The 17,509-nt window shown below is 29.7% G+C and carries 12 protein-coding genes; 8 read left to right on the top strand and 4 right to left on the bottom strand.

Going from position 1 to position 17,509, the window contains the following annotated elements; translation table 11 throughout:
- Positions 1-156: 156 nt before the first annotated feature.
- Positions 157-2,895, top strand: a complete 2,739-nt coding sequence (locus tag ACULEV_RS18580; RefSeq protein ID WP_445456548.1) for a fibronectin type III domain-containing protein — start codon at positions 157-159, stop codon at positions 2,893-2,895.
- Positions 2,896-3,002: 107 nt separating this feature from the next.
- Here ACULEV_RS18580 and ACULEV_RS18585 read toward each other — a convergent pair whose 3' ends face one another.
- Entirely contained in the window at positions 3,003-5,810 is a 2,808-nt protein-coding gene (locus ACULEV_RS18585) for a VPS10 domain-containing protein (RefSeq protein ID WP_445456549.1), read from the bottom strand.
- A gap of 116 nt (positions 5,811-5,926) precedes the next feature.
- Between ACULEV_RS18585 and ACULEV_RS18590 the strand changes: the two genes are divergently transcribed.
- The 3 genes from ACULEV_RS18590 to ACULEV_RS18600 all read left to right on the top strand — a co-directional run bounded on the left by ACULEV_RS18590 (position 5,927) and on the right by ACULEV_RS18600 (position 7,750).
- Positions 5,927-7,219 (top strand): aminopeptidase P family protein, encoded by a 1,293-nt coding sequence (locus ACULEV_RS18590; protein ID WP_445456550.1) that lies wholly within the window; start codon positions 5,927-5,929, stop codon positions 7,217-7,219.
- A gap of 106 nt (positions 7,220-7,325) precedes the next feature.
- Positions 7,326-7,541 (top strand): hypothetical protein, encoded by a 216-nt coding sequence (locus tag ACULEV_RS18595; RefSeq protein ID WP_445456551.1) that lies wholly within the window; start codon positions 7,326-7,328, stop codon positions 7,539-7,541.
- Between the two features lie 11 nt (positions 7,542-7,552).
- Positions 7,553-7,750, top strand: a complete 198-nt coding sequence (locus tag ACULEV_RS18600; RefSeq protein WP_445456552.1) for a hypothetical protein — start codon at positions 7,553-7,555, stop codon at positions 7,748-7,750.
- Positions 7,751-7,937: 187 nt separating this feature from the next.
- On the opposite strand, the gene ACULEV_RS18605 is transcribed toward ACULEV_RS18600, so the two are convergent.
- Complete coding sequence (locus ACULEV_RS18605) at positions 7,938-8,330, bottom strand: DUF1398 domain-containing protein (protein WP_445456553.1); 393 nt, start codon at positions 8,328-8,330, stop codon at positions 7,938-7,940.
- Between the two features lie 113 nt (positions 8,331-8,443).
- Here ACULEV_RS18605 and ACULEV_RS18610 point away from each other — a divergent pair, with 113 nt between their 5' ends.
- Both ACULEV_RS18610 and ACULEV_RS18615 read left to right on the top strand, forming a co-directional pair.
- Positions 8,444-8,932, top strand: a complete 489-nt coding sequence (locus ACULEV_RS18610) for a DinB family protein (protein ID WP_445456554.1) — start codon at positions 8,444-8,446, stop codon at positions 8,930-8,932.
- 34 nt (positions 8,933-8,966) lie between these two features.
- Complete coding sequence (locus tag ACULEV_RS18615) at positions 8,967-9,338, top strand: nuclear transport factor 2 family protein (protein WP_445456555.1); 372 nt, start codon at positions 8,967-8,969, stop codon at positions 9,336-9,338.
- A 68-nt stretch (positions 9,339-9,406) separates the two neighbouring features.
- Here ACULEV_RS18615 and ACULEV_RS18620 read toward each other — a convergent pair whose 3' ends face one another.
- Positions 9,407-10,372, bottom strand: coding sequence for a helix-turn-helix transcriptional regulator (locus ACULEV_RS18620; protein ID WP_445456556.1), 966 nt, complete (start codon positions 10,370-10,372; stop codon positions 9,407-9,409).
- A 77-nt stretch (positions 10,373-10,449) separates the two neighbouring features.
- Here ACULEV_RS18620 and ACULEV_RS18625 point away from each other — a divergent pair, with 77 nt between their 5' ends.
- Positions 10,450-11,235: an alpha/beta fold hydrolase gene (locus tag ACULEV_RS18625; protein ID WP_445456557.1), complete on the top strand. Its 786-nt coding sequence runs from the start codon at positions 10,450-10,452 to the stop codon at positions 11,233-11,235.
- 28 nt (positions 11,236-11,263) lie between these two features.
- On the opposite strand, the gene ACULEV_RS18630 is transcribed toward ACULEV_RS18625, so the two are convergent.
- On the bottom strand, positions 11,264-14,287 hold the full coding sequence (locus ACULEV_RS18630; RefSeq protein ID WP_445456558.1) for a glycosyltransferase family 117 protein: 3,024 nt from the start codon (positions 14,285-14,287) through the stop codon (positions 11,264-11,266).
- 148 nt (positions 14,288-14,435) lie between these two features.
- Here ACULEV_RS18630 and ACULEV_RS18635 point away from each other — a divergent pair, with 148 nt between their 5' ends.
- Entirely contained in the window at positions 14,436-17,375 is a 2,940-nt protein-coding gene (locus ACULEV_RS18635) for a T9SS type A sorting domain-containing protein (RefSeq protein WP_445456559.1), read from the top strand.
- Positions 17,376-17,509: the final 134 nt, after the last annotated feature.

The following is a 17,509-nucleotide window of genomic DNA, read 5'->3' on the forward strand; positions in this document are numbered from 1 at the left end:
AATGCATTTTAATAGACTATCCTCTTTTTTAAATTTAACTTGTTGGTAACAATACTAACAATAAACTAATCAAATCTTCATTATTATATAACTTTTTAAAAACAGTAAAAAAGCGTGTTGTATATAGTTTTGCTTCAGCTAAAAAGCAACACCATTATGAAAAAAAAGTTACTTCTATTCTTGTTTTTTATTTCCTTATCAGGAATGTCACAGACCTTGTATCCTTATCTTCAAAATGTCACTCCAAATTCTATTTATGTAAGTTGGAAAACAGATACTAATACTGAAACTACAGTTGAATATGGTTTAGATGAAACCAACTTAAATGTTACGGTAACAGGAAACACAAATGTTTTTACAGATTCAGGCTATCCAGCAAACTACTATTATCATTCAGCTAAACTGACAAATTTAACGGCTAATACAAAGTATTATTACAAAATAAAAACAGGAACAAATGTTTCTGATGTTTACTCTTTTAAAACACTTCCAAATCCTGGAGAACCGGCAACAGCTGATGGTCATATTAGATTCTTAATCATGGGTGATAATCAGTTAAAAAATGAACCGCGATATGATTCATTGGTTTCCGCTGCAAAAAGAAAAATTAGAGAAAAATGGGGTTCAACTCTTACTCCAGATGATAATATTGCAATGACATTTATGGTTGGAGATCAAGTAGATGTTGGAACATTAGATCATTATGAAAATGTTCATTTTAAGAAAAACAGAGAACTTTCAGGAAATATTCCTATCCAAACAACAGTAGGTAATCATGAAACCTATGGAACATTAGGCATGAATTCTTATTATAGTCACTTTTTCATGAGTGAATTATCCTATCAAGGGATTTCATCAAATACAGAAAACTATTATGCACAACAAGCAGGTAATGTTTTGTTTATTAGTATGAGTTCTGAGCATACTGGAACTGCTCAATATTCTTGGCTACAACAAGTACTTGCAGCTGCGGAAATTGACCCAACAGTAGATTGGATTTTCTCCTTGAGCCATCGTCCTTATCAAGCAGAACAATATGTTGGAGATATTTCCAATTGGGTAAGACAAACCGCTGTACCGCTTTTAGTTACATCAGATAAATATAGTATGCATATTGGTGCACATCATCATTTGTATCACAGAGGTCAACTTAAAAACGCTAATGTTTATCAAATAATATCAGGAGGAACAGCATGGGATCAATATTGGTCAATGTCTACAGAACAAGATTTTGAAGATGTACAAAAAACAATTAGCAATTGGATGTATCAAATTGTAGATATTGATGTTGTAAATGGGAAAATGGATGTAGAAAGTTACTCTATTGGAAGTGTTTTTAAATGGAAAAATAATCAGTTGATGGATGAGTTTCACCATTATAAAAATCAAACTCCACCTGCAAAACCTTCGATAACGAATACCTTTACACAACCTATTGAGTTACCACTTTTATTAGAAGGAACTAGTTTTTCCACTACTGAAAATGAATTGCTAAATACTACTCAGTTTCAGGTTTCTAATTTTCAAGATTTTAATACACTTGAAAAAGAATATTACCGAGATTTTGAAAATCTATTTGGAAAATATGCTACCCAAAGTGATTCAACCGTTAATGTTAATTTAGGTGTCGATATTACAAAAATTACTATTCCTTCAAATGCTTTAGATAACGGAACACATTATGCAAGACTTCGTTATAGAGATAGAAACCTTGAATGGTCTGAATGGAGTGATGTAGTAACATTTGATATTATTAACAGTAATGTTGCAACTCCAGAAATTACTATAAATAGCACCTCATTTACTTATGCCAACAATGAAGCTATTTTGGTTAATTATGTAAATGTGCCAGCAGCAAATGATACTTGGATTGGTATTTACAAAGATGGTCAAACACCTGGTGGACCAGCATCACAAATTTGGCAATATACAAACGGAACAGGAAGTGGAACAATAAATTTCACTACAGGCTTAGCACAAAGTGGGCGTTATTATGCGGCTGTATTTGAAAATGATGGTTATTCAGAAGTCGCTGACCGAGTATATTTTTATGTGGGAGCTATACCTGTTTTGACTTCTAATTTAAACGAATACGCTTTAGGAGAAGAAGTGATTATATCTTTTGCAAATGGTCCTAATTTAACGAATGACTGGATAGGAATTTATAAAATGGGAATAAATGCAGGAGATGCACCTTCCACTTCTTGGCAATATGTTACTACAACAAATGGAACAAAAACATTTACTAATTTACCAAAAGGATATTATTATGCACAATATTATATTCAAGATAGTAATAATCCTATTGGAGAAAAAGTATTCTTTAAAGTTGGAGATATTGTAACAGAATTATGGATTGATAGTCCAGTTTATAACTTAGGAGAACAAATTAACGCATCATGGACAGATGCTCCAGGAATTGTAAAAGACTGGTTAGGTATCTATAACGAAGGTGATAATCCAAATCTAGATCCTTTAATAAGTTACCAATATTTTAATGGAATAGCAGAAGGTAATGCTACAATAACACCCGAAAATATGCCTACAGCAGAAGGTAATTATTTCATTGTTATGTTTACTAATGATTCTTATAACGAAGTTTCAAATCGTGTTTCCTTTCAGATGATAAATCCATTAAACAATGAAGAATTCAATATTGATGAGGGTATAAAAATGTATCCAAATCCAACTAAGAATGATAATAAAACATTTGTACAATGCGATTATCCCATAGATGCTATCGAATTATTTGATTTACAAGGAGAATTACTATATAAAACCAATAATATAAATAATAACAAATACTCTTTAATTACTCAAGATCTAGCAAAAGGAGTATATATAATTAAAATACATTCAAGAAAATTATACACTGCAAAATTGGTAGTAGAATAATCAAAAACGAAATAAACTTACCTCTTAAAAGTTTTGACCAATTTATAATTTATTTTGATAACAATGAGCTCAAAATAGTATTAACCTAAAACTGTCATGTACTAGTTTTAGTTTACAGTTTCCAAAACCTCCAAATTAGTAAAAACCTCTTCACCTCCTTTAGTCAAATGAATGGAATATTTTGCTGGAAGTACATATTGCTTGCCGTTTTTAGCTTTTTCAAAAGTAGCTTTTTTGTCTTTTTTCTTCCATTTGGTAATTACATTATCAGATAGTGTGTAATCATATTCTACTAGGTTTAATCCTTTTTTTGCAGTTACTTTTTTGGAGAAAATCTCTAGTCCAGTTTCGTTTTGAATAGAAATTGTAATCTCTTCATTCGAATTGGAATAAAACCAAATTTCCGCTTTAGGTTCATAAGGTTTTCCCCAAGTACTCCAACTATTTCCCCATCGTTCTGATTTTTTTATCGATGGAATTTCATAAATATATAAAGACTTATTGGTAATTTCTGAAGTTAGTTTTTGTAATTTATCAATCCCAACTTTATATAATGAACGACCATGTGTTCCTACAATTAGCTCTTTGGCTTTTGCCTGAATAACTAAATCATGAACCGCAACATTTGGTATTTCAGATGAGAAATCTTCCCAAGTTTTACCTTTGTCTAAGGAAATGAATAATCCATTATCTGTTCCAATGAATAAAATGTTTTCATTTTCAAGGTCTTCTAGAATGACATTAACTGGACTTTGTGGTAAATTAGCACTAATGTCTTGCCAAGTAGTTCCGTAATCCTCTGAAACATACACATAAGTTTTAAAATCATCGTTTCTGTAGCCATTTAATGTAATATATACTCTTTCTTTTTTATGGGTTGAAGCTTTTATTCTTGAAACCCATAAGTCTTGTGGTAATTTATCAGAAATTTTATCCCAGATAACACCTCCATCTTTAGAAACATGAATAAATCCATCATCTGAACCTACATATAATAGCCCAAATTGAAGCGTACTTTCTGAAATAGTTGTAATTGTACCATAAGCAACATTGCCTTCTACAGCTCCTTTTGTTACATCTGGTGAAATTATTTCCCATGTTTTTCCTTGATTCATGGAACGATGCAAAAAGTTAGAACCTATATATAAAATATCTTGATTATGAGAAGATAGTAAAATAGGCGTTTGCCAATTGTAACGTAATGGCTTTTCTCCTGAAGCTTCAGATTTTTTTGCTTTTGGAGAAATGAATTCTTGTTTGTCTTTACTTCTGTCTATTCTGTAATAATTCCCAAATTGAAAACCTGTAAAAACAATGTTCGAATTTCTAGTATCAATTTGTACTTGCATTCCATCTCCGCCCATTATATTTTCGTATGGATATTTTCCTTCTGCTTGCCAAGAAACGGAATGGGAGTAATTATTATTGGCTGTCCAAACGCCGTTATCTTGTAAGCCTCCATAAACATTATACGATTCGTTATTGTCAACATTCACAGCATAGAATTGACCAACAGCTTCATTATTACATTTTATCCAATGCGCTCCATTGTCATAACTAATATTAATTCCACCATCATTTCCATTAATTATATGATTTGGATTTTTTGGATTTATCCAAGTAACATGATGATCAGCATGTACATTTTTTTTATCAATATTTACTATTGTTTTTCCACCATCTTCAGAGTAAAGTAAAGGAACCCCACCCATATAAATTTTATTTTCATCATTAGGATTTACTGAAATAATACCAAAATAATACCCATAACTATAATACATATCATCAATGAATTGCTCGTGCGTTCTTTTCCACGATTTTCCACCATCAATTGATTTGTAAATTTCACAACCAATTACTTCGGTTTCAAAAAGAGCTTTATTGGCATCTTGTAATATCTTTTTTACCTCTATCGGTTGTAAATCTCCATTTTTAATCCAGTTTTTTATAGTTTCTGCTCTGTATTTTTCTCTTAATCCATGTTTTTTTAAATATGCATTAATTTCTTTGTTTGATTTTTGAAGGAATACTTCCCCAGGAGCACTAAACATTTCTGGTTGAGGTAATTTTGTTTTTTTAGTCGTTTCTTCAGATGGTCTGTTGTTTTGATTATCAACTATTGCATATAAAATGTCTTTGTTAAAAGTTGCTAAACCTATTCTTCCAACACCTTCATTATTTGGGAAACCACTTTCAGAAGTAGAAATTAGTTTCCATGTGTTTCCTCCATCTTCACTTTTATAAATTCCTGAATCTTTGCCGTTTCCTTTAAAATTCCATGCTTTACGTTCACGTTCCCAAGCAGCAGCATACATAATAGATGGATTATCTGAAGCTACTGATAAATCTATAATTCCTGTGTCTTGGTTTATAAACAAGGTTTTTTTCCAAGTTTTTCCACCATCAGTTGTTTTAAAAACACCTCTTTCTTCGTTAGGAGTATATAAATGACCCAAAGATGCGACTATAATTTCGTCGTTATTTTTTGGGTTAACCCAAATTCTACTAATATGATGACTATCTTGTAGCCCAATATTTTCCCAAGTTTTGCCTTTATTTGTAGATTTTAAAACACCTATTCCAGCGTAAGAAGAACGAGATGAATTTACTTCACCAGTTCCAATCCAAATTGTTTCTGTTTTCCAATCTACAGTTACTGAACCACAATTTAATGTTGGAGCATTATCCATTATTGGTTCAAAAGAAGTTCCGTTATTATTGGTATGCCAAAGTCCACCTGAAGCATAAGCAACATAAAATTCGGTTGGATTTTCTGGATTAACAGCTATATCTACAACACGACCACTCATGATAGTTGGGCCAATACTTTGAAATTTCATAGCGGAAAAATCATTAGTTTGTGACCAAAGGAAATTTTGGAAAACCAAAAACAGAAGCGTAATTTTAGATTTCATGAAATAGAATTTTGCTGAAAATTACTCATTTTATAAAGCTTCTCAAAATTTTTATTTTCAATTTAACAGCTTTTAGCATTTATCTTTTTAACTTTGAGCATCAAATACAAATACAAATGAAATATCATCAAATAGACAAAGACTTATTTATAAAAAATCGTAAAAAGTTTGTTTCTCAAATGAAGCCAAATAGTGTTGCGGTTTTCAATTCAAACGATATTTATCCAGTTTCTGCTGATAGTACCTTACCTTTTGCACAACATAGAGATATCTTTTATTTAAGTGGAGTAGATCAAGAAGAAAGTATCTTGTTGCTTTTTCCAGATGCTCCTTATGAACATTTGAAAGAAATTTTATTTCTAAAAGAAACCAACGAACATATTGCTATTTGGGAAGGTGAAAAACTAACTAAAGATAGAGCTTTTGAAGTTTCAGGAATTAAGTCGGTGATTTGGTTGCAAGATTTTCATAAGACGTTAAAAGAAGTGATGGCATATACTGAAACGATGTACATTAATACAAATGAGCATTATAGAGCTTCAATAGAAACGGAAACTCGTGAAGCGCGTTTTATAAAATGGTGGAAAAATGAATATCCAGCACATAAAGTAGAAAAGTCCAATCCTATTTTGCAACGTATTCGTTCGGTTAAGGAAAGTGAAGAATTAGATTTAATTCAAAAAGCGTGTGATATTACTGAAAAAGGATTCAGAAGAATTTTAAATTTTGTGAAACCAAATGTAATGGAATATGAAATTGAAGCAGAATTTGCTCACGAATTTTTAAGAAATCGTTCTAAAGGTTTTGCTTACACACCGATTATTGCTTCTGGAAATAATGCTAATGTTTTACATTATATAGAAAACAACCAACAATGTCATGCGGGTGATTTGTTATTGCTTGATGTTGGTGCAGAATACGCTAATTATTCAAGTGATATGACCAGAACTATTCCTGTTTCTGGAAAATTTAATGATAGACAAAAAGCTGTTTATAATGCCGTTTTGAAAGTAAAGAATGAAGCTACTAAAATGTTAGTTCCAGGAACTCTTTGGAAACAATATCATGTAGAAGTGGGTAAATTAATGACTTCTGAATTATTAGGTTTAGGATTATTAGACAAAGCGGATGTGCAAAATGAAAACCCAGATTGGCCAGCTTATAAAAAGTATTTTATGCACGGAACATCTCACCACATGGGATTAGATACTCATGATTATGGTTTACTATATGAACCAATGCAAGCGAATATGGTCTTCACAGTAGAACCAGGTATTTACATTCCAAAAGAAGGTTTTGGTATTCGTTTAGAAGATGATGTAGTCATTCAAAATAGTGGAGTACCTTTCAATTTAATGCGAAATATTCCTATTGAAGTTGAGGAGATAGAATCAATAATGAATAGTTAAAAGAGTAATTAGTCGCTAGTACTTAGTGATTAGCTTTTTAAAATAGCGACTCACCTTTGTGGGTCGTTTTTTTTATTACATTTATACTCTTTCATATAAAAACAAAATGATTAACTCTTTAAAAATAATATTTTGTATCGTTGTAGTAGTAATTTCTGTCCAAAAGGTGAGTGGTAATAATAGTAATCCTAACTGTGATGGAAAAATACTTACAATTAAAACAGAATTCAAAATAAAACATAAATATTTCTTTTTTAGAAATACCAATCATAAAAGAGTTAAAAGAATTGATGAAATAGTAGAGAAAATGGAAATATTTTAATGAAAATTAAGATGAAATCTTCTCAAAGCGGTGATATCTATTCTTTCCGAAAATTTCATAGATTAGTACTTATTAATAAAGAAATTCATGAGGTTATTTGTCTAACAAATAAAGAATTTGGAAAACTTATTGTGTATAATTTTTGTGGCAAAAAAATAAAAGAAGTCGTTGTTAAATCAGATGAATTATTTGATAGATATGCTTTTTAGAAATTTATACAAGTCATAAAATTTAAGATATGAAAAATAAATAATAACAATAATTAAGAATTAGTGATTAGTTAAAAAAACGACTCACAATTGTGGGTCGTTTTTTTGTAAACTTTTGCAAATTTGTTTAGATTCAAAAGTTTTGGATTTCAAAACAAGTTTTTTAATAAAAAGATTTAGTTTGTAACTAAATAGTTGGAATAACTTCAACAAGCATTATATTTCCTATTTTGTCATAATAGCTACAAGTCATTTTGTCCATAACTACTATCCATTTTTCTACTCCTGATTTTGCGCAATCATTTAAAAAGGTAATATAATCTGTTTTACCATGTTGATGTAATTTTAAATCTGATTTAAATTGTTCGATGTTATTTTTATCTGCAATTTTCAGTGTTTCTAAAAAACCTTCCGAAGTGATTTTAAAATTATTTTCACCATAATAATTGGTATGATTATCAAATACAAAAGTTTCAAAAGAAGTCACACCAAATGCAATGATATCTTGCATGTATTTTGGGAAATCAGCACCGCTCTTTACTTTTTCATGTGCTTCTTTAATTTGTTGGATAGTGAACATATTGTGGATAATTTTATGAATCAAAGATATTTATTTTTTTTTAAAAACCTACTGACAAACTGTTGTCACATTGCCGTTTTATCTTTGTGTCATAATCAAATAAAACATACATTATGAACACTACAACAGCACCTCAAGTGATTAGTCCAGAGCAATTATTAAAACATTGGCAAGGACATCGAGCATTGACAAGACATGTAATTGAAGCTTTTCCTGAAAAAGATTTTTTTGAGTTTTCAATAGGAGGAATGCGACCTTTTTCTAAATTAGCTTCAGAATTATTATCCATTGCTGTTCCTGCTTTAAAAGGAATTGTAAATCGTGATGCTCAACCATATTCTGAAGAAGCAACAGAAACACTTACAACAAAAGCACAGTATTTGCAAAAATGGGATGAAGCAACGGAAGAAATCAATCTTTATTTTAAACAAATTCCTGTTGAAGATTTTGAGAAGACTTTTAATCTTTTTGGTCAATATGAATTTCCTATCATTGAAAATATTTTTTATTTTATTGACAACGAAATCCATCACCGTGGTCAAGGTTATGTTTACCTTCGCGCTTTAGGAATTGAACCACCTTTTTTCTGGACAAGAGAATAATTTATTTAGAGCTATAAGTATTTAAAAGAAAAAGATGACAAAAAGAGAGAAAATTGAATTAGCCATAACAAATTTTGTTAGAGGCGGAGATAATAGCGATATAAATCTTTTAGAGAATGTTTTACATTCTAGTTTTAGAGTTACTAGTAATGGTTTTATGGGAACATCTGGTGTTACAATTATTGATAAAGAACAGTATATAGCTAACATTAGAGAAGGTGTTTTTGGTGGATTACCAAGAGAAATGAAAATTGAAAGTATTGATGATTTTGAAACAATTGCTCATGTAAAACTTTCATTAGAAAGTGCAGAAAACTATTTTATTTCTTATAATTCATTAGTTTTAGATACTGATAATCAATGGAAATTAATAAGTAATCTAGCCGTTGTTAAATCAAAAAAATAGCATCTTAAATTAATAGCAATAAAAAAATGCAATTGAGTAAACCCAAAAGTAGATTCTATTTTTGGGTTTTATTTTAAGAGATTAATCTTATATGATTCCAACATTTCAAGCATTCTATCTTTTAATCTTTGTGGTTCAATAATTGTAGCATAATCGGCAAACATTAATAACCATCTTGAAAAGCTATTTTCTATATCTCTACTTAAAAAAGTCATTTCAATTTTATCACCTATTTTCTTTTGTGATACAAAACCATGATATTTCTTTTCACTAGCGAGAAATTTAGAGATCTTTTTTTCTACCAAAATGATCACCTTTGTTGTGGGACATTCTTTTTCTTTGTTAAGATATGTTTCCAAAGGATTATGTTCCTTCAAAAATGGAAAATCTGTTTTTTGAATACCTTGAATTCTGTCCGCCCTAAATTGTCTGTAATCATTTCGTAAATGACAAAAACCAAAAATGTACCAATTATTATTATCATGAAAAATGCCTACTGGTTCAATAATTCTTTCTAAACTTTCTTCAGCATCAAAAGCTTGATAAAGTAATTTTACTTGGGTTTTATCTGCAATACTTTTAAAAAGAATATTCATTGCATCTGGAACATTCTCATTAAATAATTTTTCAGATGGCTGTTGAATAATTACTTTGGATTCAATAGACGAAAGCCAATCTTTATCTGAGTTTTTTAAAACCGATTTTATTTTAAAAATGGCTGAAGCATGATGCTTGCCTAATTCTTTATCAATGAATGTTTGCATTAATTTCTCAGAAGCTATGAAGCTACTTGCTTCCTCACGAGTAAACATTACAGGTGGTAAACGATAACCATCAACCAAAGAATAACCAATTCCTGCTTCACTATATATTGGAACTCCAGAAGCTTCTAGTGAGCGAATATCTCTATAAATAGTGCGCAAACTTACCTCAAAACGATCGGCTAATTCTTGAGCCTTTACAATTCGCTTGGATTGTAACTGGATTAGAATTGAGATTATTCGATCAAATCGTTTTGGAGATTCATCAAGCATAAAAATCTTTTTTTCAAAATTAACTATTTATAAGAAATAAGTTCTTTCATTAGTCACTAAATTCTATTTTTGCACTCATGAAATTCACTACATACAAAAATATTAAAATTCATTATACAGATTCAGGAAAAGGAAAGACGGTTGTCTTTTTACATGGTTTTCTAGAAAATAGCAAGATGTGGAGCAGTTTAGTTCCTGAGATAAATATTGAAAGACGTTTAGTTTGTATCGATTTATTAGGTCATGGTAAAACAGAATGTTTAAGTTATTTACATACTATGGAAGACATGGCTGATGCAGTATATCATGTAATTCAAGTATTAAATGTTGAAGAAGTAATTTTGGTTGGCCATTCAATGGGTGGTTATGTTGCTTTGGCTTTTGCTGAATTATATCCTAAAATCATAAAAGGATTGGTTTTAATGAATTCTACAGCAAAAGAAGATAGTGTGGAACGAAAGGAAAATAGGGAAAGAGCTATTTTAGCTGTAAAACAGAATTGCAAAAATGCCATTAGTATGTCAATTGCCAATTTATTTAGCGAAGAAAACAGAACAAAATTGACAAATGAAATTGAATGGGCTAAAAAAGAAGCTTTAAAAACTTCTTTACAAGGGATTATTGCTGCTCAAGAAGGAATGAAAATAAGAAAAGATCGAGAAATACTATTACATACTACTTCTTATCCTAAAATGCTTATTTTAGGTAAAAAAGATCCTGTTCTAAATTATATTGAAAATATATCTCAAGTTAAGAATACGAATGTAGAATTAGTTACTTTCAATGATGGTCATATGAGTCATTTTGAAAATAAAGCAGAATTAAAAAACGTTCTTTTAGCCTTTTTAAAAAGGTCTAATTAAAATTCTTCAACATATAATTGAAATTATTTTATCGAATATTATTTTCTGCTTTTCTAAAATTTGCTTCCTTATTATTGTATTTACTTAGTTGATTAATCATTTCCTCATACATTTCTTTTAATTGAGAAGTTTTTTGTTTATTGATTATGGGATTGTTTGTATTGAAAGAACTAACCCAATTCAACTCTTCTTTTATATTATCCATTGCTTTTAAACAAACAAAATCACCCTTTTGTTTATCTCCAATTCTATAGTATAACTTGCCCAATGCAAAAGCAAATTGTTTAAAAGGAACAGTCTCATTTGAAAATAAATGCATACATCTATTTAAAACCTGTCTCGCTTTTTCTTTATCTCCTTCTTCAATTAAAGCTTGTGCCAAAAAGTAGAAATTTCTTCTAACAATGGATTGTATATATTCTTTATTTTCAAAAGTGATACTTGTAATCTTATTGTTCAATTCCTTAAAAGCTGTTTCTTTCATTAATATAGGATACATTTTCTCAATATTGACAATTTTAGGGTTTAAGTTTTTATCCATTCTTATCATTGGAAATAAAATCTCAATAAATCCATTCTGAATCATAAAATCTTGCAGTCCTAAATAATGCTCTTTTTTACCATTTATAGCGAAACAAATGGGTTTTTTGTGGATGTTGTTTTGGATTATATCCATCAAAACCAAATCATTTAATGCATAGAAATCTTTTGTGTATTTCCAATTTATAGAAGGTATATAATTTGCATTTACTGTTTTTGGATGGAATAAATTATATTCCATTTTTGAAGAATCAACATTTATTTTAAAAATATCTGTTGGAATATAGTGTTGAAATTTCCCGTTCCAATTTATTTTTGTTTTTTCATTATTTAAAAATTCAAATACTAATTGTAGGTCGGCTGATTCTTTTGTTTCTTTTCTAAGCGGAAATAATTTTGGGCTTCCTTCAATATAATTCTTTTTTAAAAAAGTAAATGAAACCGATTCTGAATTCAAGCTTTTATACTTCAATTTATCAATGTAAGATTCTAAATTAAGTTGGTCATAATTAATTACTCTTATATCCGTTCTATAATTTTCAACTTCTTGTAAATACCACAATGGAAAAGTAAAATTATCTCCATTTGTAATTAAGATAGCATTTTTTGGACAAGAGTCTAAATACATTTTACCTAAATCATAAGCAAAAGTTTCATCACTTCTTTGATGATCATCCCAATTTTTAGCCAATAACTGAATAGGAGATAAACTAAAAACTAAAATTGCTACAATTCCAATTCTAACTTTATTGGAAGTTATTTTATTTAACCAATTATATAGTGTTATAAATGACAATCCTATCCAAAGTGAAAAAATAATAAATGAACCCAGAAAAATATAATCACGTTCTCTTATTAAAATACTTTCTGGTAATGGATTCAAATAAATAGTAATTCCTATTCCAAAAGTCAAAAAGAAAATTATAGACGTTATTAAATAGACACGATGCTTTCTTAATGACCAAATTCCAATTAAACCTAAAATAAAAGGTAAAAAATAGTAGGTATTATAACTAATATCTTTTTTAAATCTTTCAGGAATTATTGATTGTTCTCCTATTCTATTTTTATCAATATTATTAAAACCACTAACCCAGTTTCCATTAAAAACTTCTCCAGTTCCTTTATTATTATTTTGTTTTCCAATGAAATTCCAATTTAAATAACGCAAATACATCCAGTCTATCTGATATTTTTTGAAAAACTGTAAATTTTCGAAAAATGTTGGTTTTAGTAAATCTACATTCTTCCCTTGAACTGGGTAGGTTATTTTTCCCCCCTTAATATTTATCCAGCTTGTGTAACCTTTAGCGCTAATTGGCTTCTGACTGTACATTCTTGGAAAAAACATATCAAATTCATTAGCATAATTTATTTTACTATATTTTCCGTCATCTGTTATATCATATTTTTTTGTTTCATTATTATAAGAAATAGTGGGTTCATCATTAAGAAAAGGTTGATTTTTGTCTAGAGGAGCGTTAAAAATTGTTCCTTTTACTAATGGAATATTATCCACACCAAATTGCTTTGCTTTCACATATTTTAATAATTGATTGCTTGTTACAATTTGATTTGAAAATGGTGTCTTTAAATTATTTCTTAAAATAGGCATTAAGTAAGAACTCGATCCAATAGCAAAAAAAAGAATGCCTAAAGTGAAATGATATAATTTAATATTTCCGCTTCTCTTAGTTTTGAAAATAGTATAGAAAACACCAGTCAAAAAGAAACCAATTAATACAAACATACCTAAATTAACGGGCAAATTATAATGATTTACCAGTTGTATGTCTATAAAGGAAGCAATTTTTAAAAACCCTTGAATGCCAAATAAATAAATTACTAAGAAGAATATTGTACTTGAAAATAAAGCTAGAGTTATATATTTCCAGTTTAAATTCTCTTTTTTGTGAATATACAAAACAGACAAAGGAATTATAATAGATAAATTAATTAAATGTACTCCAACAGAAATTCCTAAGAGAAAAATAAACAATAGCATAAGTCTTCTAGATTGTAAAATATCTTTAGATTCATTCCACAAAAGAATAATGTAAAAAGAAACCAATAATAAAAAAGTAGACATTGTATAAACCTCAGTTTCTGTTGCAATTGTCCAAAAAGTTGTAGAAAATGCCAATGTTAAAGCACTTGACAATCCGCATAGAACACATAATACGAGTTTGTACTTAATAGTGCTATCTTCCAATATTTTTGAAACTATAAAATTAACAATCTTATATAAAATTATTACTGTTAGTGTTCCAAAGAATGAAGATATTAAATTACTAATAATTGTAGCATAATTTGCTGGAAAAAAAAGCAATATAAAATTGCAAAATAAAGTATAAAATGGAGCTCCTGGTGGATGGGTACTTTGTAAATGATAATTACTCGTTATAAACTCAGCACTATCCCAAAAAGTAATAGTTTTTGATGTTGAAAAAGTGTAAATCGTAAATACGAAAATAAAAAGTACTGCTTCAATTACTTTCTCAATTTTTTTCATGATAAATAGACATATTTCGAATAGTGCAATATAATAGATTTTATTGTAAAAAAATGGCGCTTTATCAATTAAAACTTAATTTAAAACACTAAAATTGTTTTTTATTATTATGAATTTATTAAGTTTGTTAAAACTAAAACAAAAAAAAATGAGAAAAACATTACTCTTTTCACTTTTTGTTGGACTGTTTACTTTAAATTTAACTCAGTCTCAAACATTAAACGAATCTCAAGGAACAGGTTCTGGAGTAAGCATTACTACTGGAGACTATAACACTATGTATGGAGACAGTACTGGTTCTACACTTACTTCAGGAAGCTATACCGTGTTTCTTGGCTATGCTGCGGGGAAAAATAATACGACCAGTGAAACTGTAGCTATAGGTTATTTGGCTGGTTATACTAACACTACTGGTTTTGACAATACTTTTGTAGGAATGGAATCTGGAAGACTAAACACAACTGGAGGAGATAATACATTCTTTGGAGCTGAATCAGGGGAAAGCAACACAACGGGCTATGACAACACTTTTATAGGGGAAGAATCAGGAGTAAGCAATACAACTGGATATGAAAACACTTTCATAGGTGAAGATTCTGGAAGTAAAATTGTAACGGGTTATAAGAATGTATTTGTTGGAAATGAAGCTGGAGGATATGGATTTGCTGCTACTAATGGGACTGGGTTTAGAAATGTTGGGGTAGGAAGTGAATCATTAAGTGACATCGACACAGGACATCACAATACAGCATTAGGAGATTCTTCCGGAATAGATGTTGGTACTGGTATTTATAACACCTTTGTGGGAGCTGCATCTGGAGTAGCAACTGAATATGCAGATAACAATACATTTATTGGAGCTGAAGCAGGTTGGGATAACAACAGAACAAACAGCACCAGTAATGCAAACCGTAATACCTATGTAGGTAGAGCTACGGGATACTCTAACAGAGAAGGAGAAGACAACGTAGGTATGGGGGCATTTTCTGATTTTAACAACACTGTGAGAAGTAGAAATACTTTTATAGGAGCCTATAATACCGTTGCACAAAATGATGTCATAATGATGGGGTATAGTATCTATAATAGCGGTCAATATTCTGTTAGTATTGGAAACGATATGGATCTAAGAGGTACTGGAGCTATTGGAATGGGATATCAAACTAATATGAATGCCAATGCAGATTATTCTGTAGGTATTGGTTATCAAGTAAATAATTCGCAATCTTATAGTATTGGAATAGGAAACTTAGTTGATGTTGATAATACTCAAGCCATAGCAATAGGTTCTAATTCTATTGCACAAAATGATGGTGCAATTGTTATTGGTTATGGAGCTTCTTCAACAGACACTAGTACTTTAGATCCACTAAACAATATTGCTATTGGTCATTCAGCAAATGTAGAAGGAAATAATTCAGTTGCTATTGGTAATGCTGCAACAGCAGTTAATGATAATACAATGGTTTTAGGTGGTGCGACTAATCCATTAAGTGTTGGTATTGGTACAAATACACCAAATCCAAATGCTTCTTTAGATTTAGCAGACACTAATAAAGGTTTACAAGTAAATCGATTAACTAACGCTCTAAGAACAACTTTAGGAAGTGGATTAACAGCTACTGATAAAGGATTAATTGTCTATGATACAAATGATGATGTACTTTATGTGTGGAATGGATCAGAATGGTCAAGTGCTAAAAATACAGACACTCAGGAATTAGCTATTAATGCAAGTAATATTTTAAGCATTTCTGGTGGAACTAACATTGTTGATTTATCTTCTTATTTGGATAATACTGATGAGCAAGACCTGACTTTAACAGGTAATGATTTAAGTTTAACTAACGATGCTACTTCTGTAGATTTAAGTGGTTATTTAGACAATACTGATAGCCAAGAATTAGCATTATCAGGTTCTACTTTAAGTATTTCTGGTGGGACTAATACTGTAGATTTATCTTCTTTAGCTGGAACAGATTCACAAGATTTAACTTTAACAGGTAATGATTTAAGTTTAACTAACGATGCTACTTCTGTAGATTTAAGTGGTTATTTAGACAATACTGATAGCCAAGAATTAGCATTATCAGGTTCTACTTTAAGTATTTCTGGTGGGACTAACACTGTAGATTTATCTTCTTTAGCTGGGACAGATTCACAAGATTTAACTTTAACAGGTAATAATTTAAGTTTAACTAATGACGCTACTTCTGTAGATTTAAGTGGTTATTTAGACAATACTGATAGCCAAGAATTAACATTATCAGGTTCTACTTTAAGTATTTCTGGTGGAACTAACACTGTAGATTTATCTTCTTTAGCTGGGACAGATTCACAAGATTTAACTTTAACAGGTAATAATTTAAGTTTAACTAATGACGCTACTTCTGTAGATTTAAGTGGTTATTTAGACAATACTGATAGCCAAGAATTAACATTATCAGGTTCTACTTTAAGTATTTCTGGTGGAACTAACACTGTAGATTTATCTTCTTTAGCTGGGACAGATTCACAAGATTTAGCTCTAACAGGAAATATTTTAAGTTTAACTAATGACGCTACTTCTGTAGACTTATCTCTTTATGTAAATACTGATTCTCAAAACTTAACTTCAGCAACATTATCAGGGAACACATTAACAATTGAAATTGAAAATGGAACATCAGTAAATGTTGATTTATCACCAATTTTAAGTGCTTTACAAACTGAAAACACAAATCAACAAGCACAAATTAATGACATTTTAAATCGTTTAGATATTATTGAAGCTTGCGCTTGTGGAGGAATTCTTGCTAGTCCAAGTCATGACGAAAATAAAAACTCTAGGCCAAAATTATATCAAAATATTCCAAATCCATTTAACAATACATCTGTTATTAAATATTTTTTACCTTTAGATAGTGAAAAAGGAGCCATTGTATTTAGTGATATGACAGGTAAAATTATTGATTCTGTTGAATTAACTGAAACAGGTGAGAAAGAATTAAATGTCAACACTAAAGGATTAGCCTCTGGAACTTATAATTATACTCTTTTTGTTGGTAACAAAAAAATTGACAGCAAAAAAATGATTATTAAATATTAAAAAACTTTTGTTTTTATTTTAAAAGCTTCGATAATATCGAAGCTTTTAAATTTTATCCCATTTTTATTAACTCTGACAGCCTTAGTTTCTTATATAAATTAGTGAACTAAATCTTTATTTTTCTAAATTCAAAA

The organism is Flavobacterium sp. HNIBRBA15423 (assembly GCF_052655965.1).